This window comes from Pseudomonas sp. PWP3-1b2 (assembly GCF_049896045.1).
GTDB lineage: Bacteria > Pseudomonadota > Gammaproteobacteria > Pseudomonadales > Pseudomonadaceae > Aquipseudomonas > Aquipseudomonas antarctica_B.
This window is the reverse complement of sequence record NZ_JAFCTN010000013.1, coordinates 1-21,344: the sequence shown is the minus strand read 5'-3', so window position 1 is coordinate 21,344 and position 21,344 is coordinate 1. Positions and strand designations below refer to the sequence as shown.

Here is a 21,344-nt window from a genome sequence, read left to right as displayed (position 1 = left end):
ATTTTGAGTAGACCCGCCGCAATGAAGGATTTCCAGGATATTGACGCCCACCTTGAAGACTGGAGCGCCGTGCGCGCTGCCTGCGACTTCAGCGGGATTCTGATCGGCAACGGCGCAAGCCGGACCATTTGGGAAGACTTCGCCTACGACTCGCTGTTCGAAAACGCGCGCACCGTCGAAGAAAAACCCCTGAGCCAATCCGAGTTGAGTGTGTTCGACGCCTTGCAAACCCGCAGTTTCGAGCAGGCTCTGGGCGCGCTGAAAACCACCAGCCGGGTCAACAAGGCGCTGGCCGTCAGCTCGGCAGCGCCGCGCAATCGCTACTACGCGATCAAGGAAGCGCTGATCAACACCATCCACAGCGTGCACATCCCGTGGCGCCTGGTGGAGCCGTCGACGCTGACGGCGATCAACGCGGAACTGTCCAGCTACGACACAGTGTTCACCAGCAATTACGACTTGCTCAATTACTGGGCGATCCTGCACACACCAGGCATCGACGACCTGTTCCGCAGTGCCGACGCCAGCTTCGATTTGCGCACTACCCAAACCGACACCACGCGCATCCTCTACCTGCATGGCGGCCTGCACTTGGTGCGCAACCTCGACGGCACGGCGCGTAAATTGCCGTCCACCGACAGCACCTTGCTCAGCAGTTTTGCGATCAACAACACGATCAAAACCCTGGACGATGTGCCGCTGTTTGTCAGCGAGGGCAAGGTTGAGGAGAAGCTCAAGACCATCCGCAGTTCGGATTACCTGTCGTTTTGTTATGAGCAGTTGCTCAGCCATGAGGGCGCGCTGTGCATCTTTGGCCATGAGTTGGGAGCGCAGGATCAGCACCTGGTGGATGCGATTCGGCAGGCCAGGCTGACCACGTTGGCGATTTCGGTGTCGGGGCGCAGTGACGGGTTTATTCGTCAGCAGAAGCGGCGGTATTCGCAGTTGTTTGACGGTACTGGCGTGGCACTGAAGTTCTTTGCAGCGCGCACCCATCCGTTGGGTAATTCGGCGCTGTCGGTCCCTGTGGAACGCTGATCTTGCGAGCAAGTGAGTTTAACTGTACGGATAAATCAGCCATCAGCTGTAAGCCCGCATTTGCCGGGGGTTGTGGCTAGATGGGCTTCCCCTGAAGCCCTTTTGATCCCGGTCCCCCACCATGAGCTCGCGCGAAAACACCGGCATGGCCCTCGGCCTGCTGGGCGTCGTCATCTTCAGCCTGACCCTGCCCTTCACCCGCATTGTGGTGCAGGAAATCCACCCGCTGCTCAACGGCCTGGGCCGCGCATTGTTCGCGGCGATTCCGGCGGCGGCGCTGTTGCTGTGGTGCCGTGAACGCTGGCCGACCTGGCGTCAGGTGCGCGGGCTGTGCCTGGTGATTGCCGGAGTGATTCTTGGTTTTCCGGTGCTGTCGGCGTGGGCCATGCAAACCTTGCCGGCGTCCCATGGCGCGCTCGTCAACGGCCTGCAGCCACTGTGCGTGGCGCTGTATGCGGCGTGGCTATCCCATGAGCGGCCGTCAAAAGCCTTCTGGGCCTGCGCCGCGCTGGGCAGTGCGTTGGTATTGAGTTATGCGTTGATCACCGGCGACGGCAGCATTCAAGCGGGCGATTTATTGATGCTGGGCGCAATTGCCGTGGGCGGACTGGGCTATGCCGAAGGCGGCCGGTTGGCCAAGGAAATGGGCGGCTGGCAGGTGATCTGTTGGGCGCTGGTGTTGTCGACACCGATCTTGATCGGCCCGGTGTGGTACCTGGCGGCGCAGCATCAAGGGGCAATTTCCACACGCGCCTGGTGGGCGTTTGGGTATGTGTCGTTGTTCTCGCAGTTCCTCGGATTCTTTGCCTGGTACGCCGGGTTGGCCATGGGCGGCATCGCGCGGGTCAGCCAGATACAGCTGGTGCAAATCTTCTTCACCATCGCGTTTTCGGCGCTGTTCTTTGGTGAACATATCGAACCGATTACGTGGGTGTTTGCCTGCGGGGTGATCGTGACGGTGATGCTGGGGCGCAAGACTGCAGTGCAGCCAGCGCCAGCCCCCAAGCCGAGTTCGGTCTAGTGTGGGAGCTGGTTTGCCTGCGATGACGGTGGTAGCTGCACCACCGCTATCGCAGGCAAGCCAGCTCCCACAGGGGACAGTGTTCAGTTCAACAGACCATCCGCGCGCAGCAGCGTTTCCAGGCAGTGTTCGGTGATGTGGTAGAACGCTTTCAATGCCTGGATCTTTTCCAGCAACTGCGCGTTGTCCAGGGGCTCCGGGCGTTTCACCGCGAGGATCATCTTGTTCTTGTTGGTGTGTTCCAGCGAAATAAACTCAAACACCTTGGTCTCATAACCACAGGCTTCCAGGAACAGTGCGCGCAAGCTGTCGGTCACCATCTCTGCCTGCTGGCCCAGGTGCAAACCGTATTGCAGCATCGGCTTGAGCAGCACCGGGCTCTGGATCTGCAGGCGAATCTGTTTGTGGCAGCACGGCGAGCACATGATGATCGAGGCGCCAGAGCGGATGCCGGTGTGGATCGCGTAGTCCGTGGCAATGTCGCAGGCATGCAGCGCGATCATCACGTCCAGCTCGCTCGGCGCCACGCTGCGTACGTCACCGCACTTGAACACCAGCCCCGGGTGTTCCAGGCGCGCGGCGGCGGCATTGCAGAGGGTCACCATGTCTTCGCGCAATTCCACACCGGTCACTTCACCCTCGGCCTTGAGGGTATTGCGCAGGTAATCGTGAATGGCGAAGGTCAGGTAGCCCTTGCCCGAACCGAAGTCGGCGACGCGCACCGGTTGGTCCAGCTTTAACGGCGAGGTGGTCAGCGCATGGCTGAACACTTCGATGAACTTGTTGATCTGCTTCCACTTGCGCGACATCGACGGGATCAACGCCTGCTTGGCGTCGGTCACGCCAAGGTCGGCGAGGAACGGCCGGCTCAGGTCCAGAAAGCGGTTCTTCTCACGGTTGTGCTCGGCCGAAGGCGCCTCACGCAGTTGCTGCGGTTTGCTTTTGAACAGTGAGCTTTTGTTCTTCTTGCTGTATTCCAGCTGGGCTTCGTCGGTCAGCGAGAGCAAGTGCGCGTTCTTGAACTGGGCCGGCAGCAGCTCGGCAATCGCTGCCACGCCTTCGACCAGTGGCAAGTTTTTGGTGATGTCGCGGGTTTTATAGCGGTAAACGAAAGACAGGCAGGCCTGCTCCTTGACCGTTACCGGCTTGATGATCAGCCGCTGCAACTCGGCTTCTTCACCGACGTACTTGGCCAGCACCAGCTTGATAAACGCATTCTGCGCGAGGCTGTCGCTGAGCAGTTCGATGAACTGGGCGTGATGATCCGGCGCAGGGCGGGCAGGTTGAGCGGTGACAGACATGAACAAAAACGCCTCGGGCAGGGAATGCCGGGCATTTTAGGGGGGATGGGGGTTTAGGGCACGGGGTTATTTGATCAACGGTCGCTCAGCCGCCACAAATGAAATGGCGGAGCAACTTGTGTGGGAGCTGGCTTGCCTGCGATGCAGGCAACTCGGTCTATCAGGCAAACCGAGGTGATGCAATCGCAGGCAAGCCGGCTCCCACACAAGGCAGATCCAATATGGGTTCGGGCTACTCGAGCACCACCAGGCGATTGGGCAGCTCATTGCGCGTCTGCGTCACGGGCACGTGCACTTCCAGCAACTTGCCACAGGCTTCAATGCAGGCAATAAACCCCGCCAACGTTTGCCCCTGTTTCACCTGCTGGGTGAACGCCTTGACGATCACATCCCAATTGCCGTTATCCAGGCGCGTGGAAATTCCGTCATCCACCAGAATCTCCACATACCGCTCGGCTTCACTGACGAAAATCAGCACACCCGTACTGCCTAGCGTGTGGTGCAGGTTCTGCTCCAGAAATTGGCGTCGCGCCAGGTTCGACGCGCGCCAATGCCGCACCGAGCGAGGGATCAACCGCGTGGTGACCCTGGGCAAACGAAACACCAGGCACAGCACAATAAACGTCGCCCATTGCGCCAGCAGCAAGGTGTACATGGTCAGGTAGCCCGACACGTAATGCACCACGCCTGGCACCACCAACGCGATCAAACTGGCCCACAACAGCGGGATGTAGGCGTAGTCATCGGCACGGGCGGCGAGCACGGTCACCAATTCGGCATCGGTGGTTTTCTCGACGCGGGCAATCGCTTCGGCGACTTGGCGTTGCTCGTGTTCAGTCAGTAATGCCATGGTTGTAGATGCTCTTTTCTCGTTATTGTCATTACCAGCCGCCTGAGGCGCCACCGCCGCCGAAACCACCGCCGCCGCCCCTGAAGCCACCGCCACCACCGCCTCCCCCACCGCCGCCGCGTCCGCTGCTGCTGAGAATCGCCAGCAGGATAGCGCCAACCGGCAGGCCGAGGCGATTGCACAACCACAATACGCCGATCAGCAGAACAAACAGCCCGATGGAAAGCCCGGGGTTGTCCATGGCGAAATTCGTATCCGCCACATGGGCCGGCACCGCCAGCGGTTCACCGCCCACCACTTGCAGCATGGCTGCCACGCCGTCGCTGATGCCCTGGCTGTAATGACCGGCCTTGAACTTGGGCGTAATCACCTGGTTGATGATGACCCACGACTGCGCATCCGTCAGCACGCCTTCCAGGCCGTAGCCGACTTCGATGCGCAATTTTCGCTCATCGCGGGCGACGATCAACAGCGCGCCGTTGTCCTTGCCCTTCTGACCGATGCCCCATTGGCGGCCCAATTGATAACCGAAGTCTTCAATAGGCGCGCCTTGCAGGTCCGGCACCGTGACCACCACGATCTGGTTGCCGGTGGTCTGTTCCAGCGCCTGCAATTGCTGGCTAAGTTGCTCGCGCACCGCCGGGTCGATCATCTGGGCCGTGTCTACCACCCGGCCGGTTAACGCCGGGAAGGTCAGCGCCGCCTGGGCCGCGCCAACACATGCCAGGAGCCACAGCGCCAGGCCTATCCGTAATAAACGCATCGACACCTCAATGAAGCCTTATTTGAACTTCACTTGCGGCGCTTTATCAGCATCGGCACTGGTGGCCTCAAACGTGGCGCGAATCGGCAAGTCGCTGTACATCACGCTGTGCCACAGACGGCCAGGGAACGTGCGGATTTCGGTGTTGTAGGCCTGCACCGCCTGGATAAAGTCGCGACGTGCGACGGCGATACGGTTTTCGGTGCCTTCCAGTTGCGATTGCAGCGCCAGGAAGTTTTGGTTGGCCTTGAGGTCCGGGTAACGCTCGGACACCACCATCAAACGGCTGAGTGCACCGCTCAAACCGTCCTGGGCTTGTTGAAACTGCTTGAGCTTCTCGGGGTTGTCGAGGGTGCTGGCATCCACCTGGATCGAGGTGGCCTTGGCCCGCGCTTCGATGACGGCGGTCAGCGTGTCTTGCTCATGGGCGGCATAGCCCTTGACCACTTCCACCAGGTTGGGGATCAGGTCGGCGCGTCGTTGGTACTGGTTCTGTACCTGGCCCCAGGCCGCCTTGGCCTGTTCGTCCAGCGTGGGGATGGTATTGATGCCACAACCGCTCAGCACAGTACCCAACAGCAGCAATGCCGCCGCCTTGAAACCCCAGCGATATCCTTGAATTGTAGACATATGTTTCTCCGCGTCCTTCCTGTGAAATTAGATAACCCTGTAAAACGTGCGCCTGATGCATAATCCGCCACCACTGGCATGCATGAAGCCAATCAGCTAAAAGATGCCTGGCGCCCACCATAGTTCACCTGTGTGCTGCATTTGTCTGACGTAACAACCCAACAACAACATATGTTCCAAACACTTTGGCCGAGCAGCGTGCCCTTTGTCACTGCGCCGTACGCCACGAAAGGAAATTCATGAAGAAGCTGTGTTTGCTCGGCCTAGTGGCCACATTGGCCTGCCATCCCGTCTGGGCCGAAACAGCGCCCGCCCCACTCAAGGACAAGGACGCGTTCGTCAACGACCTGCTCAAGCAGATGACCCTGGATGAAAAGATAGGCCAATTGCGCCTGATCAGCATCGGCCCAGAGATGCCCCGCGAGCTGATCCGCAAGGAAATCGCCGCAGGCCGCATAGGCGGCACGTTCAACTCGATCACCCGTCCGGAAAACCGTCCGATGCAGGACGCGGCCATGCGCAGCCGGTTGAAGATCCCGATGTTCTTCGCCTACGACGTGATCCACGGCCATCGCACCATCTTCCCTATCAGCCTGGCCCTGGCCTCCAGCTGGGACATGGAGGCCATCGGCCGCTCCGGGCGCATTGCCGCCCAGGAAGCCGCCGCCGACAGCCTCGACCTGACCTTTGCGCCGATGGTCGACATTTCCCGCGACCCGCGCTGGGGCCGTACCTCCGAAGGTTTCGGCGAAGACACGTATCTGGTCTCGCGCATTGCCGAAGTGATGGTCAAGGCCTTTCAGGGCACCAGCCCGGCCAACGCCGACAGCATCATGGCCAGCGTCAAGCACTTCGCCCTGTATGGCGCAGTGGAAGGCGGTCGCGACTACAACGTGGTCGACATGAGCCCGGTCAAGATGTACCAGGATTACCTGCCGCCCTACCACGCGGCGATCAAGGCCGGTTCCGGCGGCGTGATGGTGGCGTTGAACTCGATCAACGGCGTACCCGCCACCGCCAACACCTGGCTGATGAACGACCTGCTGCGCCGCGACTGGGGCTTCAAGGGCCTGGCCGTCAGCGACCACGGTGCGATCTTCGAACTGATCAAGCACGGCGTGGCCAAGGACGGGCGTGAAGCCGCGAAGCTGGCGATCAAGGCCGGCATCGACATGAGCATGAACGACTCGCTGTATGGCAAGGAATTGCCTGGGCTGCTCAAATCCGGCGACATCGAGCAGAGCGACATCGACAACGCTGTGCGTGAAGTGCTCGGCGCCAAGTACGACATGGGCCTGTTCAAAGACCCGTACCTGCGCATCGGCAAAGCCGAAGACGACCCGGCTGACACCTATGCCGAAAGCCGCCTGCACCGTGCCGATGCCCGCGACATCGCGCGCCGCAGCCTGGTCTTGCTGAAAAACCAGAACAACACCCTGCCGCTGAAAAAGTCCGCGACCATCGCGCTCGTCGGCCCGCTGGCCAAAGCGCCGATCGACATGATGGGCAGCTGGGCCGCCGCCGGCAAACCCGAGCAATCGGTGACCCTGCTGGACGGTTTGAACGCTGTCATCGGTGAAAAAGGCAAAGTGATCTACGCCCGCGGCGCCAACATCACCAATGACAAGCAGGTGGTGGACTACCTCAACTTCCTCAACTTCGATGCCCCGGAAGTGGTGGATGACACTCGCTCGCCGCAAGTGTTGATCGACGAAGCGGTCAAGGCCGCCAAGGATGCCGACGTGGTGGTCGCCGCTGTAGGCGAGTCGCGTGGCATGTCCCACGAATCATCGAGCCGCACCGACCTGAACATCCCGCAAAGCCAGCGCGACCTGATCAAGGCCCTTAAAGCCACCGGCAAGCCGCTGGTGCTGGTGCTGATGAACGGTCGCCCATTGTCGATTCTGGATGAGAACCAACAGGCCGACGCGATCCTGGAAACCTGGTTCGCCGGTACCGAAGGTGGCAACGCCATCGCTGACGTGCTGTTTGGTGATTACAACCCGTCGGGCAAGCTGCCGATCACTTTCCCACGCTCGGTTGGGCAGATTCCGACCTACTACAACCACCTGACCATTGGCCGGCCGTTCACGCCGGGCAAGCCGGGCAACTACACCTCGCAGTACTTCGATGACGTCACCGGCCCGCTGTTTCCGTTTGGCTATGGCTTGAGCTACACCACGTTCAGCCTGTCGGACATGGCGCTGTCGTCCACCACCCTGAACAAAACCGGCAAGCTCGACGCCAGTGTCACGGTTAAAAACACTGGCAAGGTCGATGGCGAAACCGTGGTGCAGTTGTATATCCAGGACGTGGCCGGCTCGATGATCCGCCCGATCAAGGAGTTGAAGAACTTCCAGAAGGTCATGCTCAAGGCCGGTGAAGAGCGCACGCTGCACTTCACCATCACCGAAGAAGACTTGAAGTTCTACAACACTCAGCTCAAGTACGCCGCTGAGCCGGGCGAATTCAATGTGCAGATCGGGCTTGATTCCCAGGATGTGCAGCAACAGACGTTCGAGTTGTTGTAACCCGCGCCGCCCCCTCTTTTTTGAAGAGGGGGCGTGCCCTACCCCCGCCGATCCAGCAAGTTGACCACCAACCGGTCTATCCAGCCCCACACCCGCTGTTTCACCCGTCGCCACAATGGCCGGGCCTTCCACGCTTCCAGGCTAACCGCCTGGCTCTGAGCAAAATCGCGTTCGAAACTGCCCGCCACGGCCAGCGTCAATTCCGGGTCCAGCGCTTCCAGATTGGCTTCCAGGTTGAAGCGCAAATTCCAGTGGTCGAAATTGCACGAGCCAATACTCACCCAATCGTCCACCAGCACCATTTTCAAATGCAGGAAGCACGGCTGGTATTCAAAAATCTGCACGCCGGCGCGCAGCAAGCGCGGGTAATAGCGGTGCCCGGCGTAGCGCACCGACGGGTGATCGGTGCGCGGGCCGGTCAGCAGCAAGCGCACATCCACACCGCGCCCGGCGGCGCGACGCAAGGCCCGACGCACGCTCCAGGTTGGCAAAAAATACGGCGTGGCCAGCCAGATACGCTGCTGGCTGCTGTTCAAGGCGCGGATCAGTGACTGCAGGATGTCGCGGTGCTGACGGGCGTCGGCGTAAGCCACGCGGCCAAGGCCCGGCCCGGTTGCGGGCACTTTTGGCAGGCGCGGCAGACCGAAATGGGTGGCGGGCTTCCATTCCCGGCGCGCGGCATTGGCGTGCCACTGGCGGTCGAACAGCGCCTGCCAATCCAGCACCAACGGGCCGCTGATTTGCACCATCACTTCATGCCAGTCGGCGGTGTCTTGCCCCGGCGTCCAGAATTCATCGGTCACGCCGGTGCCGCCCACCACTGCGACGTTTTGATCGATGACTAACAGCTTGCGGTGGTCGCGATACAGGTTGCGCATCCAGCGGCGCCAGCTCAGCCGATTGTAGAAGCGCAGCTCCACGCCCGCGTCTGTCAGCCGCTTACGCAAACTCAGGGTAAACGCGAGGCTGCCGTAATCATCGAACAGGCAACGCACTCGCACGCCGCGTTCGGCGGCGAGTACCAATGCCTGCACCATCGCTTCGGCACACGCCCCGGCTTCGACCAGATACAACTCCAGGTCGACGTGCCGCTCAGCGCGGTCGATGCCCATCAGCATCTGCGGAAAAAAACGCGGCCCGTCGATCAACAACTCGAAACGGTTGGCGCTGCGCCACGGAAAGACTGCGCCGCCCATGTCAGCGCGCCGTGAAGATCAGTACCGCACCCACCGGCACCGACAAGCTGATCGACTTCAGCCCAGCCGCCTTGCGCAACCCGGCGACGCCCGGTACCAGGTCGAAGTCCTCGGCATGCAGCACCACGGGCTCCAGGGTGACGACCTGGAAACGCCGGTCATCCAGGCGCGTGGCCAGGAGTTCAGCGCTGTAGGTTTGGGTTTTGCCGTGCAGGGTCACGGACAACGGCAGGCGCAATTCCAATTGTGCGCCGGGGGCCAGGTCGTTGATCGGTTGCAGGTTGATCTGCGCGCTTATCAACGCGTTGGGAAAGGCCTTGATCTCGAACAGGTTATTGCGCATGCGCTCATCACGCAGCGGAATGCCGCTGTTAATCGACTCCAGCTCCACCTCCAACTGCGCCGCGCCGTTGCTGTCGACTTTGCCGTGAAGCACCAGGAAGCGCTGGACTTCGGCGATCTCGGTGTTTTTGGTGGTGACAAACGAGAGGCGCGAGGATTCGTTATCCAGGTACCAGTCGGCATGGGCAGGCATAGCGGCGGCGGCCAGCAAGGCGAAGGCCAGGGGTTTGGAGACAGAGGCGTTGAACATAAAGACTCGTGGGGCAAAAAACCTGGACGAACCTTAAGCGCAATATGATGAACGGCGCAAATCCAATGTGGGAGCTGGCTTGCCTATGAAGGCGGCGGCATTGCCAAATGAGATTTTGCCTGGCTCACCGATATCGCAGGCAAGCCAGCTCCCACAGGGGACGTGCGCTGTGTCAGGGGTTCAGGCGGTCGCCGAGCCACCTGACGCTTTGGATGCGAATGATCTTTCACTATTAGCGCACATCCAATGTGGGAGCTGGCTTGCCTGCGAAGGCGGCGGCACTGCCAACTTAGATTTTGCCTGGCTCACCGCTATCGCAGGCAAGCCAGCTCCCACAGGGGACGTGCGCTGTGTCAGGGGTTCAGGCGGCAGCCTTGGCGGTCGCCGAGCCACCTGGCGGTGTGGGTTCGGCCGAGCCCGCTGGCGGTGACTTCACTGCGTTCCGGGTTGTCGCTGAATGCGCTGGTCGGCACGTATTGCTTCACATACCCGCGGCAATACTCGGCGGGATTGTTCTCCACGTACCGGCACGAGCAGTACTCCTTGGCGGTGTACGCCGCGATGATGTCGGGGAAGGCTTGCAGGTTTACGCGTTCATGCCACACCCAGGCGAACAGGGCCAGCAGCAGTAACAGGAAAACGCTGGTAAACGGGCGACGCCGGATCATGGTTGCACCGCCGCGAGTACGTGCTTGAGCAGTTCGTTGTGGCGGTAAGTGTCGTCGCGGTCGTCGGCGTAGCGCACGATGACCAGGTGTTCGTCGGGCATCACGAACAGTGCCTGGCCCCAGTGGCCGAGGGCTGCAAATGTGTCGGCGGGCGCGGCGGGCCAGGGTTTGGCGGCGCCTTGCACTTCGCGGTTAAGCCACCACTGGCCGCCGGGAACGGCTTCGTCCTGGCCGGCTTTGTAATGGGCGAAGGGTTGGCGATTGAAGTCGACCCAGTCTTTGGGCAGCAACTGTTGATCGCCCCAGCGACCATCCCGCGCCATTAACAGGCCGACGCGCGCCAAATCGCGGGCGGTAAGGTAGGCGTAGGACGAGGCGACAAAGGTTTCGTCGGCGTCGGTTTCCCAAGTGGCGTTGCGGATGCCCAGCGGTTTGAACAGCGCGTCCCACGGATAGCTCATGTAGGCCTTGTGGCCGAGCATGCCTTTGAGGGTGGCGGACAGAATGTTGCTGTCGCCGCTGGAGTAGCGGAATGCCTGGCCCGGTGTGGCGGCGGTGTCGGTATCAGCGGCGAACTCTGCCATGTCGCTGCGGCCACGGGTGTAGAGCATCGCCACCACCGAGGATTTCAGCGGCGCGTATTCGTAGTCTTCCTGCCAATCGAGGCCTGAGGCCCAGTGCAGCAGGTCGGCCATGGTCACAGCGGGGTGTTGTTTCATCGGCGGGTAGAAGCGTGCAGCGGGGTCGGTGAGTTTGAAGCGGTTTTCGCCGTAGGCCACACCGAGCACGGTGGCCATCAGGCTTTTGCTGATGGACCAAGTGAGGTGCGCAGTGCTGGCGGTGGTTGGGGCGGCGTAATGTTCGTAGATGATTTGGCCGTCGCGGATAATCAACAAGGCATCGGTGCGGATACCTGTGCGGGTGCTGTCGTCACGCGCGGGGAATGCATAGGTGGTCAAGGCATCGACGGCCGGACCTTCGAGCGCTTTGCCTTCGGACCATTCCTTGTCAGGCCAGGTTTCGGCGTGGGCGGTAAGGGAGACTAACAACAGGGCGATGTACAGCAGGCCTCTGACCATGGACGCAAACTCAAGGGGGGCATTCGTGTTCGCGAGGCTAGCCGAGGTGGATGACGGTTTTGTTACGGGGAGTGTGAGGAGTGCCTGTGCGTTATTGGGGTAACGGACAGGCACTTGGCCTGACTTCAGCGTCAACGGCCGTCGCGGGCAAGCCCGCGCCCACAGAGGTTATGCGGGCTCAATCATCGAGCTGTGCGGGGGCTGGCTTGCTGCCGGCCTTGGCCGGTTTGGCAGGCTTGCTGCCTTTGGCTGGCGCCGCTGCAGCAGGCTCAGGTTCAGCAGGTGCAGCGAGTTCTTTTTCGGCCATGGGCATCTGATCGATGGCACTGAAAAATTCCTTCACGTCGAGCGTATCCGGCGGCACGTTCTTCTCGAGTTTCTTCTCGCCATCCTTGCCCACCAGAATCACCTTGGTGCCGCTGCCGGCACCGAGCTTGAGCGCACGAATCAACGCATTGGTTTCAGGTGGCGTGAGCTTCTTGTTGTCTTTGGCGTCCTTCGCGAACTTTTCCCCTTCCGCGCCAATGCTGCCGAACTTCACGGTGTAAAACACCATGCTGCGTTCTTCAAAGGATTGCCTGATGGCTGGCTCGTCCAACTGCTTCTGGAGCGTCGACAACGTGGAGTTGCCGGAATCAAGTTCCACGACCACCAGTGGGCGGGACTTTCCCAGGTCTTGCTTGAGCGGGTTGATATCATCAGCGGCCAACAGCGGCCCCGTAATAGCCATCAAGGTAGCCAGGGTCAGCGACCGGATGAGCATGCGCACCTCCTTTGAATTCCATGCAGGGTTCTTGAGTTTCATGTCTGCGACAGTCAAATTCAAGGATGATTCCTACACTGCTTTGAGAAAGCGTAGGTCAGGACGCCCGCTACGCAAGGGCGCCACTGAGTTCATGGGTCATTGTTTCCGCTGATTGCGGAAAAGTCATGAGACGCCCCACTGCGGCCAATGCCGCGCAAACACGGGCGCCACGACCGGGTCGGCATCCACCTGCGCCAGCGTCTGGGCAAACCCGGGGGCCAGGGCGCTTAACACCTCGCGCGCGCCATCCCAACGCGACACTGCCGCCGCCATGATGCCCAGTGCATTCGGCGCAGTGCCGGGGGTAAACAATTGGTCGGAGAACTGATCGGCAAACACCACCCAGGCCTGATGCAGGTAGCGGCGGGTGCCGGTAGTCAATTGTGCCTGCACGGTTTGGTCCGCCTCCCCCAACCAGCGCTGCGGGTAGTCGATGATGCCAATTGCCGAGTAGCAATTGGCGGCGATGTACACCAGGCCTCGGATGATCTGCGCGCGGTTACCGGCCAGTAGCTCGGAGGCGGGAAATTCCAGGCCGAGGTGAATCAGGATGGCGGCGCTTTCGGTCAGCACCTGGCCATCGGGCGTCACCAGGGTGGGGATTTGCTTGAGCGGGTTGATACGCGCCAGGGCTTCACTGCCCTCGCTGTCTTCCCAGGAGCTTGCGTCGATACGACGCCACTGCACCGCGCAGTGCTGCAGGGCGATTTCGATCATGCAGGAGCCGGATTCGTCGATGCCATAAAGTGTGTACATGGTTGCGCCGTCTGGAGTGGTCGTCAGTGACAGAGAGTGCAGGCTCCCACGGTTTTTGGGCAAGCGTTTTAAAACAAGCCCATTTGCCCACCCACCAGGGTGCCGAAATCATCATTGACGAACGGCAGGATCGCGTCGGCCACCGGCTGCAATTGCTTGGTGACGTAGTGGTCGTAGTCGATCGGCGCCTGGCGCACCTCCAGCGGCTCGGGGCCGTTGACGCTGATCACGTAGCTGATCCAGCCGCCGCGCTGGTACTGGCGCGGGCGCCCCAGGCGGTCGTTGTATTCATCGGCCAAACGCGCGGCGCGCACATGGGGCGGCACGTTGCGTTCGTAATCGTCCAACCGGCGACGCAGGCGTTTGCGGTAGATCAGCAGGTCGTCGAGTTCGCCACTCAAGGTGCGGCGCACGTAGTCGCGAACGTAATCCTGATGGGGCTGACGGTGAAAGATGCGCCGGTAGAGTTCCTGCTGAAATTGCCGCGCCAGCGGCGACCAGTCGCTGCGCACGGTTTCCAGGCCTTTGTAGACCATGTCTTCGCGCCCATCGCTGTGCACCACCAAACCGGCATAACGCTTCTTGCTGCCCTCCTCCGCGCCACGAATGGTCGGCATGAGGAAGCGACTGAAGTGGGTTTCGTACTGCAGTTCGAGGGCGCTTTGCAGGCCGAATTCTTTGAGCAAATGCGCGCGCCACCACGCGTTGACGTGCTGCACCAGCGCCTGGCCGATGCGGCTGGCGTCTTCCCCGGAATGGGCGCTGCCGAGCCAGACGAACGTGGAGTCGGTGTCGCCGTAGATCACTTCGTAGCCTTTGGCCTCTACCAGTTCGCGGGTCTGGCGCATGATCTGATGGCCGCGCATCGTGATGGAAGACGCCAGCCGGGTATCGAAGAACCGGCAGCCACTGGAACCGAGTACGCCGTAGAAGGCGTTCATGATGATTTTCAGGGCTTGGGACAGCGGCGCATTGCGTTCGCGCTTGGCCGCTTCACGGCCCTCGGAGACGCGGGTGACGATGGACGGCAGGCAGTGGCGGGTACGCGAGAACCGCGCGCCGCGAAAGCCTTCCACCGAGTCGCTGTCGTCCGGGTATTTGAGGCCTTCGATCAGGCCCACGGGGTCGATCAGGAAACTGCGGATGATCGAGGGGTAAAGGCTTTTGTAATCCAGCACCAGCACCGACTCATAGAGACCCGGGCGGGAGTCCATGACAAAGCCGCCGGGGCTGGCCTCTGGCGGCTTGTCGCCCAGGTTCGGCGCGACGAAACCCTGGCGGTGCATCAACGGCATGTACAAGTGAGTGAACGCGGCGACGGAGCCGCCGTTGCGGTCGGCCGGCAGCCCGGTGACGCTGGCCCGTTCCAGCAGGAACTTGAGCAGTTCGGTCTTCTCGAAAATCCGCGTGACCAGCTCGCAATCCTTGAGGTTGTAGCGCGCCAACGCGGGCTTGTCCTCGGCGAACATGCGGTTGATTTCGTCCATGCGCTGGTACGGCGTGGAGATGTCTTTGCCTTCGCCCAGCAGGGTTTGCGCAACGTTTTCCAGGCTGAAGGATTCGAAGCTCCAGGTGGCTGAACGCAGGGCCTCGATGCCGTCAATGATCAGCCGCCCGGCTGCCGCCGCGAAGTAGTGATTACGGCTGCCGTGCTCGCGCCAGGCCATGGGCTCATTACCGCGCCCGAGCATCAGCGGCACGTTGAGGCGTTGGGCGTGTTCATGGAGCACACGCAGGTCGAACTGCACCACGTTCCAGCCGATGATCGCATCGGGATCAAAGGTGGCGAGCCATTCATTGAGGCGCTCGAGCAGTTGCGCGCGGGTGTCGCAGTACTCGAGCTTGAAGTTCACCGCGTCGGGTTTGTTCGGCGGGCCGAGCATGTACACCTGGCGCTCGCCGCAGCCTTCGAGAGCGATGGAATAGAGATCGCCTTGGGCAGTGGTTTCGATGTCCAGGGACACCAGTTTCAGCGGCGGACGGTAGTCGGGGTCGGGTTTCATCTGCGCGTCGCACAACACGCCGCTGGCGTCCGGCGTGCCGCCGAACAACACCGGGGCAGTGATGAAGCGCTCCATCATGTAGCGCTCGGGCGGGCGCACATCGCCTTCGTAAACGTCGACACCGGCCGCCCGCAGGCGTTTTTCCACGTCCATCGCTTGACGATGCTGCCGGGTGTAGAGGCCCAGCACCTTGCGGTGATGGAAGTCGAGCAGTTCCAGCGGGCGCAATTCGATATCGCGCTCGCCCTTAAGCAACCAATCGAGTGGCTTGCGATGAGCCTCGGGGATAAACATCACTGAGGTCTGCACAGGTAGGCGGATAAACCTGGGGCCCATGTCGGTGGCCAGCCAGAAACTGACCTCCGTGCCCGCCGGCGTGTCACGCCAATGCCGGGTCAGGACAAAACCCTGCTGTAAATCCACCGTACCGCACCTCAGGAATCGCTTTCAGGGCGTGATTCTACTCGGCATCGGCGCAGACGCGGCAGGTTAACGCGCGTGCAGACCACAATCCGATAATTTTGTTGCAAAACAATAATAACAATTACTATCATTTGCATCGGAGTCGTATCCGCGCAGTGAGGACGCGCAATGCTGTTGCCCCCTTTCCTCACCATTGACGGTTCGCCGTCAGGATCGATCATGCCCACCCGACTTTCCGTGCCCTTTCGCCCTACCCTGCTCGCCCTTTGCTGCTCACTGAGCGTCGCCGCGCATGCGGCAACCCCCGCCACCCCGCAGGATGCGAACAACGGTCAGAGCGGCAACACCGTGGAACTGGGCGCCACCAACATCAACGCCGATACCCCCGCGCCAGATGCCCTGCCCCCGGCCTATGCTGGCGGCCAGGTTGCGCGCGGCGGTCAATTGGGTGTGCTGGGCAACCAGGACATCATGGACGCGCCGTTCAGCATGGCCTCGTACACCGAGAAGTTGATTCGCGACCAGCAGGCCGAGACCGTCGGCGATGTGTTGCTCAATGACTCGTCGGTGCGCCAGGCATCGGGGTATGCCAACCAGGCACAGGCTTTCGTGATTCGTGGCTTGCCGCTTAATGGTGATGACATTTCGCTGAACGGTTTGTACGGCATCCTGCCGCGCCAGATCATGTCCACCGACGCGCTGGAGCGCGTGGAAGTGTTCAAGGGCCCCAACGCGTTTATCAACGGCGTCACCCCGGGCGGCTCCGGCATCGGCGGCGGTGTGAACCTGCAGCTCAAACGGGCCGATGACGTGCCGTTGCGCCGCTTCACGACCGACATCAGCAACGATGGCCGGGTTGGCGAACACCTGGACATCGGTCAGCGTTTTGGGGAGGACAACCGCTTTGGCGCACGGTTGAATATTTCTCAGCGCGAAGGCGATACCGGCGTGGACGATGAGAGCCAGCGCTCGAAGCTGTTTTCAGTCGGTCTGGACTACCGCGGTGATGCGCTGCGTGTGTCGGGTGACTTTGTTTATCAGAAGCAACAGGTCAATGGCGGACGTAATTCGGTGCTGCTGGGCAGTGGGCTGACGAGCATTCCAAAAGCGCCGTCAGCCGATACCAACTACGCGCCGAGCTGGGGCACGACTAGCCTGGAAGACACCTTCGGCATGTTGCGTGCCGAGTATGACCTCAACGATAACTGGACCGCCTATGTCGCTGGCGGCGCCAAGCACACCAACGAGATCGGGCGGTATTCGTCGGTCACTCTCAACGACGCACTGGGCAACGCCACGGTCAGCGGCTCGCACATCGCTCACCAGGAAGACAACACCAGCTTGATGGCAGGCTTGAACGGCAAGTTTCAGACCGGCGCTGTCAGCCATAAATTGAATTTCGGCCTGACCGGAATCTGGGCTCAGACGCGAAATGCCTTTGACTTCGCTTCCGGCACCCAGCCGACCAATATTTATAACCCGGCCGACGTGAGCGCACCGGCCAAGGGCGGCTTCACCTCGGGCAGCGACCTCAACGACCCAGGCATCACTGCCAAGACCTTCGCCCGCAGCGCAGCGGTGTCGGACACGTTCGGTTTTATGGATGACCGTTTGCTGTTCACCGCCGGCCTGCGTCGCCAGGAACTGGTGGTGCAAGGCTACGCGTACGGCACCGGTGAGCGCACCGCCAACTACGCCAAGGGCATTACCACGCCGGTGTATGGCCTGGTGTTCAAGCCGTGGGACCATGTGTCGTTCTACGCCAACCATATCGAGGGACTGGCTTCAGGGCCGACAGCGCCAACAACATTCGGTGGCGCCGTAGTGACCAACGGCAACCAGACTTTCGCACCTGCGCGTTCGAAACAAACCGAGGCCGGCGTCAAGGTCGATATGGGCACCTACGGGGCGACGCTGGGTGTGTACCGGATCGAGCAACCGACCCAAGGCTATTCCCAACTCAATGCAGACGGTGGCGCGACCTTTGTGTTCCAGGGTGAGCAAGTCAACAAGGGCGTAGAACTGAACGTCTTCGGTGAACCGATCAGCGGCCTGCGCTTGTTGGGCGGCGCGACGATTATTCATACCGAGGTCAGTGGGACCGAAAATGGCGCCAATGATGGCAACCGCGCCATTGGTGTGCCGTCGTTCCAGCTCAATGCTGGAGTGGATTGGGATGTACCCGGCCTGCAAGGCGTGAGCGTCAACGGGCGTATGTTGCGCACCGGCGGCCAGTACGCCGATGCGGCGAACAACCTGAGCCTGCCAACCTGGAACCGTTTCGATGTGGGTGCGCGCTACAATTTCAAGGTCGATCAGCGTGATGTGACGTTGGGCGCGACCGTGGAGAACGTGGGCAATACCAAGTACTGGGAGTCGGCGCTGGGCGGTTACCTGACCCAAGGCGACCCGCGTGTGGCGAAGTTGTCGGCGACGGTGGATTTCTAACCGCGTTACTGAAGAGAAACCAGGTGCCCGTGGCAATCACCACGGCTCACGAAGGCTTAAGAAAGTGAGGATGGGCATCAGCACTGATGCCCATTCGGCTCAGGCGCGACGAGGCTGGTTCAAATAGCTTTCGATGTTGCCCATTTGCTCATCCCAGCCGCGGGAGTTCATCTTGAAGGCTTTTTGCCGACGGTCACCAGGGATAGCGTCAAAGCCGGACTCGACCACCCGCAGCAAGATACCCGGCGCGCGATCTTCGAGGGTGAATTCCACCAGGGTGGGGGCTTCCTTTTCGTAGTCGACGCCCCTCTCGACCGCAAAGGGGTGCCACCAGAAGGAAAACAGCGTTTGCGGCAGAATGCGCTCGATTTTGGCCTTCCACACGACGTGCTCGTAGCCGGGGTAGGTAATCTGCGCTTCGATGTTTTCCCCGACGGTGAAGGTTTTACCCTTAAGGGCAACACCAAACCAGCTGCCAAATTGATCGGCGTCGGTCAGTGCTTCCCAGACTTGTTTACGTGGAGCATTGAGCAGGACTTTCCGTTCGATGCGATCTAATACGTGCATAAGTCACCTCCTCCATTGACAGTAGGCGACATCGACCAATGCGCAAACTCGGCGTGTGCGCGATGATGATGAGCCCATCCTTGAACTGGCAATACGTTATGACTGACCCGTTGAATGGAAGTTGCTTCTGTAAAGCCGTGCGCTATCAGGTGGACAGCCTGTACATGCCGATCAGCCATTGCCATTGCGAAAGCTGCCGCAAGGTCCACGCAGCGGCGTTCGTTGCGACTGCGGGCGTGATGCGCGAACACTTTCGCTGGACGCAAGGCGAGGCGCTGTTGTCGTCATTTGAATCGTCGCCGGGTAAGTTCAGGCATTTCTGCTCGCGTTGCGGCTCACACCTGATGGCGCAGCACGAGCATCAACCCCATGTGATTGTGCGAGTGGCAACGCTGGATGATGACCCCGGCGTGCGGCCTACCTCGCACATCTGGACCGCCCATGATGTGCCATGGCTGGCACATGAGGGCGTTGAGCAGTGGGACGAGTGGAAGGCCTGAGTTAAACGTGCGGATCGCCGGGCGCTTTGGCCGGCGTCGCGTATTGCGGCTTCAAGTGGCCTTCCTGGTCGAGTAACCAGGCGTCCATGATTTGCCGCACTACCGGGCCCGCCACGCGACCACCGGCCTCACCGTTTTCAATCATCACCGAGATCACGATTTTCGGATGTTCGGCGGGCGCGAAGCCAACGAACAAGGCGTTGTCGCGGTGGCGTTCCAGGGTCTTGTTACGGTTGTAACGTTCACCCTGCTTGATCGCGACCACTTGCGCCGTACCACTCTTGCCGGCAATCCGGTACTGCGCGCCGACCGCCGCCGCCCGGGCAATACCGCGCGGGTCGTGCATCACCAACTGCATACCGTGGTTGACCTGCTCCCAATCACGCGGGTCCTTCAAGACCACGTTGGGCATCGGGTTTTCATCCACCGGCGGCACGCCGTTGATGGTCTTGGCCAGGTGCGGCCGGTTCCACACGCCCTTATTGGCAATCAACGCAGTGGCCTGGGCCAATTGCAGTGGTGTGACTTGCATATAGCCCTGGCCGATGCCGAGGATCACGGTTTCACCCGGGAACCACGGTTGACGCCGCGTCGCGCGCTTCCAGGCTTGAGAAGGCATCAGGCCAGCTGACTCTTCGAACATGTCGAGAGAGACTTTTTGGCCGAGGCCGAATTCGGTGAGGTAGTCGTGCAGGCGGTCGATACCGAGCTTGTGGGCCAGGTCGTAAAAATAGGTGTCGTTGGAACGCATGATGGCCGCGTCCATGTCCACCCAGCCGTCACCGCTGTGGTTCCAGTTGCGGTATTTGTGATCAAAGTCGGGCAACTGGTAATAGCCGGGGTCAAACACCCGGGTTTGTGGAGTGACGACGCCACTGTCGAGGCCAGCGATGGCCACTTCCGGCTTGATGGTCGAACCGGGCGCGTAGAGCCCGCGCAATACGCGGTTGAACAGCGGCCGGTCGATGGAATCATGCAGCGCCGCGTATTCCTTGAAGCTGATGCCGGTAACGAACAGGTTCGGGTCGAAACTCGGCTTGCTGACCATCGCCAGTACTTCACCGGTTTGCGGATCGAGCGCAACCACAGAGCCTCGGCGATCGCCCAGGGCTTCCTCTGCCGCTTCCTGAAGCTTCACGTCGAGGCTCAGTACGATGTTTTTGCCGGGGATAGGGTCGGTGTGCTTGAGCACGCGCAATACGCGGCCCTGGGCATTGGTCTCGACCTCTTCGTACCCGACGTGACCATGCAGCTCGGATTCGTAGAAACGTTCGATACCGGTTTTACCGATCGACTGGGTACCGCGATATTCCACGGAGTCGAGGGCCTTGGACTCTTTCTCGTTGATGCGCCCCACGTAGCCAATCGAGTGAGCGAAGTGCGCGCCCAGCGGGTAATGGCGGACGAACTGTGGCTCGACATCTACGCCTGGCAGCCGGAACTCATTGACGGCCAGCAGTGCGATTTGTTCTTCGGTCAATTCATAGAACAGCGTGACAGGCACAAACGGATGGCGGGCCTGCTTCAGCGCTTTGTCGAACACCGCGCGGTCCTCGGCAGGCAGGTGCAGCAGGTTAACGATCGCGTCCAGCTCACCCTTGAGGTCGGTGGTGCGCTCGCGGGTAATAGTCAAGTTGTAGCTGGGGCGGTTGTCGGCCAGCACCACACCGTTGCGATCGTAGATCAGCCCGCGCGTCGGCGTAATCGGCAATACGTGGACACGGTTGTTTTCAGAAATTGTGGAGTGATAGTCGTATTGCACCACCTGCAGGAAATACATACGGCCCACCAGGGCGCAGGTGATGCCGATCACCAACAGCGCGCAGGCGAGCAGGCGCTTATTGACCAGACGGTTTTCTTTTTCGTGATCCTTGATGGGTATTGGTTCAGGCATTTCTACAGCATCTCGTTGAAGAAGGTCGACGCCGCGTCCTGCGGATGAAAGATCAATCCCTGTGAAAATGTGCTGCACCATACCAAAAATGTAGAAACACTTTGTATCGATTTCCCCAACGGTATGCTGGATGGGGGATTTTTCATGGATGGTCGGACTCCGGCAAGGGGAACCGTGACAAAACTTTCCTTGTAGTACTTTCCGACCGCCCAAAACAAAACCCCTGTTTGCGTTAGCAAACAGGGGTTCTGGAATTTAATCTTGACGATGACCTACTCT

Annotated in this window: 18 protein-coding genes; 5 read left to right on the top strand and 13 right to left on the bottom strand. The window is 60.6% G+C overall.

What is annotated here, in order from left to right:
* Nucleotides 1-21: 21 nt before the first annotated feature.
* Both ACP7A2_RS10910 and ACP7A2_RS10905 read left to right on the top strand, forming a co-directional pair.
* Nucleotides 22-1,038: a DUF4917 family protein gene (locus ACP7A2_RS10910; RefSeq protein ID WP_426134205.1), complete on the top strand. Its 1,017-nt coding sequence runs from the start codon at nucleotides 22-24 to the stop codon at nucleotides 1,036-1,038.
* A 121-nt stretch (nucleotides 1,039-1,159) separates the two neighbouring features.
* Entirely contained in the window at nucleotides 1,160-2,059 is a 900-nt protein-coding gene (locus ACP7A2_RS10905; protein ID WP_426134204.1) for a DMT family transporter, read from the top strand.
* A gap of 83 nt (nucleotides 2,060-2,142) precedes the next feature.
* On the opposite strand, the gene ACP7A2_RS10900 is transcribed toward ACP7A2_RS10905, so the two are convergent.
* The 4 genes from ACP7A2_RS10900 to ACP7A2_RS10885 all read right to left on the bottom strand — a co-directional run bounded on the left by ACP7A2_RS10900 (nucleotide 2,143) and on the right by ACP7A2_RS10885 (nucleotide 5,603).
* Complete coding sequence (locus tag ACP7A2_RS10900) at nucleotides 2,143-3,360, bottom strand: class I SAM-dependent methyltransferase (RefSeq protein ID WP_426134203.1); 1,218 nt, start codon at nucleotides 3,358-3,360, stop codon at nucleotides 2,143-2,145.
* Nucleotides 3,361-3,592: 232 nt separating this feature from the next.
* Entirely contained in the window at nucleotides 3,593-4,210 is a 618-nt protein-coding gene (locus ACP7A2_RS10895; protein WP_426134202.1) for a TPM domain-containing protein, read from the bottom strand.
* A gap of 31 nt (nucleotides 4,211-4,241) precedes the next feature.
* Nucleotides 4,242-4,973, bottom strand: coding sequence for a TPM domain-containing protein (locus ACP7A2_RS10890; RefSeq protein ID WP_426134201.1), 732 nt, complete (start codon nucleotides 4,971-4,973; stop codon nucleotides 4,242-4,244).
* An 18-nt stretch (nucleotides 4,974-4,991) separates the two neighbouring features.
* A complete protein-coding gene (locus ACP7A2_RS10885) occupies nucleotides 4,992-5,603 on the bottom strand; it encodes a LemA family protein (RefSeq protein WP_348060141.1) in 612 nt (203 codons plus the stop codon).
* A 239-nt stretch (nucleotides 5,604-5,842) separates the two neighbouring features.
* On the opposite strand from ACP7A2_RS10885, the gene bglX reads away from it, so the two are divergent.
* Nucleotides 5,843-8,134, top strand: coding sequence for a beta-glucosidase BglX (gene bglX, locus ACP7A2_RS10880; protein WP_426134200.1), 2,292 nt, complete (start codon nucleotides 5,843-5,845; stop codon nucleotides 8,132-8,134).
* 38 nt (nucleotides 8,135-8,172) lie between these two features.
* Here bglX and ACP7A2_RS10875 read toward each other — a convergent pair whose 3' ends face one another.
* The 7 genes from ACP7A2_RS10875 to ACP7A2_RS10845 all read right to left on the bottom strand — a co-directional run bounded on the left by ACP7A2_RS10875 (nucleotide 8,173) and on the right by ACP7A2_RS10845 (nucleotide 15,656).
* Nucleotides 8,173-9,330, bottom strand: a complete 1,158-nt coding sequence (locus tag ACP7A2_RS10875) for a phospholipase D-like domain-containing protein (RefSeq protein ID WP_426134199.1) — start codon at nucleotides 9,328-9,330, stop codon at nucleotides 8,173-8,175.
* A 1-nt stretch (nucleotide 9,331) separates the two neighbouring features.
* Nucleotides 9,332-9,922, bottom strand: a complete 591-nt coding sequence (locus ACP7A2_RS10870) for a YceI family protein (protein ID WP_426134198.1) — start codon at nucleotides 9,920-9,922, stop codon at nucleotides 9,332-9,334.
* Between the two features lie 353 nt (nucleotides 9,923-10,275).
* Entirely contained in the window at nucleotides 10,276-10,590 is a 315-nt protein-coding gene (locus ACP7A2_RS10865; RefSeq protein WP_426134197.1) for an amidase, read from the bottom strand.
* Nucleotides 10,587-11,669 (bottom strand): serine hydrolase domain-containing protein, encoded by a 1,083-nt coding sequence (locus ACP7A2_RS10860; protein ID WP_426134196.1) that lies wholly within the window; start codon nucleotides 11,667-11,669, stop codon nucleotides 10,587-10,589. Before ACP7A2_RS10860 ends, ACP7A2_RS10865 begins: the two co-directional genes overlap by 4 nt.
* A gap of 178 nt (nucleotides 11,670-11,847) precedes the next feature.
* Entirely contained in the window at nucleotides 11,848-12,432 is a 585-nt protein-coding gene (locus ACP7A2_RS10855) for a DUF4174 domain-containing protein (protein WP_375069208.1), read from the bottom strand.
* Between the two features lie 165 nt (nucleotides 12,433-12,597).
* Nucleotides 12,598-13,230: a glutathione S-transferase N-terminal domain-containing protein gene (locus tag ACP7A2_RS10850; RefSeq protein WP_426134195.1), complete on the bottom strand. Its 633-nt coding sequence runs from the start codon at nucleotides 13,228-13,230 to the stop codon at nucleotides 12,598-12,600.
* Between the two features lie 68 nt (nucleotides 13,231-13,298).
* Complete coding sequence (locus ACP7A2_RS10845; RefSeq protein ID WP_426134194.1) at nucleotides 13,299-15,656, bottom strand: DNA polymerase II; 2,358 nt, start codon at nucleotides 15,654-15,656, stop codon at nucleotides 13,299-13,301.
* Between the two features lie 219 nt (nucleotides 15,657-15,875).
* Here ACP7A2_RS10845 and ACP7A2_RS10840 point away from each other — a divergent pair, with 219 nt between their 5' ends.
* Nucleotides 15,876-18,104, top strand: a complete 2,229-nt coding sequence (locus tag ACP7A2_RS10840) for a TonB-dependent receptor (protein ID WP_426134293.1) — start codon at nucleotides 15,876-15,878, stop codon at nucleotides 18,102-18,104.
* Nucleotides 18,105-18,203: 99 nt separating this feature from the next.
* Here ACP7A2_RS10840 and ACP7A2_RS10835 read toward each other — a convergent pair whose 3' ends face one another.
* Nucleotides 18,204-18,671: an SRPBCC family protein gene (locus tag ACP7A2_RS10835; protein WP_426134193.1), complete on the bottom strand. Its 468-nt coding sequence runs from the start codon at nucleotides 18,669-18,671 to the stop codon at nucleotides 18,204-18,206.
* A gap of 98 nt (nucleotides 18,672-18,769) precedes the next feature.
* Between ACP7A2_RS10835 and ACP7A2_RS10830 the strand changes: the two genes are divergently transcribed.
* A complete protein-coding gene (locus ACP7A2_RS10830) occupies nucleotides 18,770-19,171 on the top strand; it encodes a GFA family protein (protein ID WP_426134192.1) in 402 nt (133 codons plus the stop codon).
* A gap of 1 nt (nucleotide 19,172) precedes the next feature.
* On the opposite strand, the gene mrdA is transcribed toward ACP7A2_RS10830, so the two are convergent.
* Nucleotides 19,173-21,065 carry a penicillin-binding protein 2 gene (gene mrdA / locus ACP7A2_RS10825; protein WP_348060118.1) on the bottom strand — a complete coding sequence of 631 codons (1,893 nt, stop codon included), beginning with the start codon at nucleotides 21,063-21,065 and terminating at the stop codon, nucleotides 19,173-19,175.
* Nucleotides 21,066-21,344: the final 279 nt, after the last annotated feature.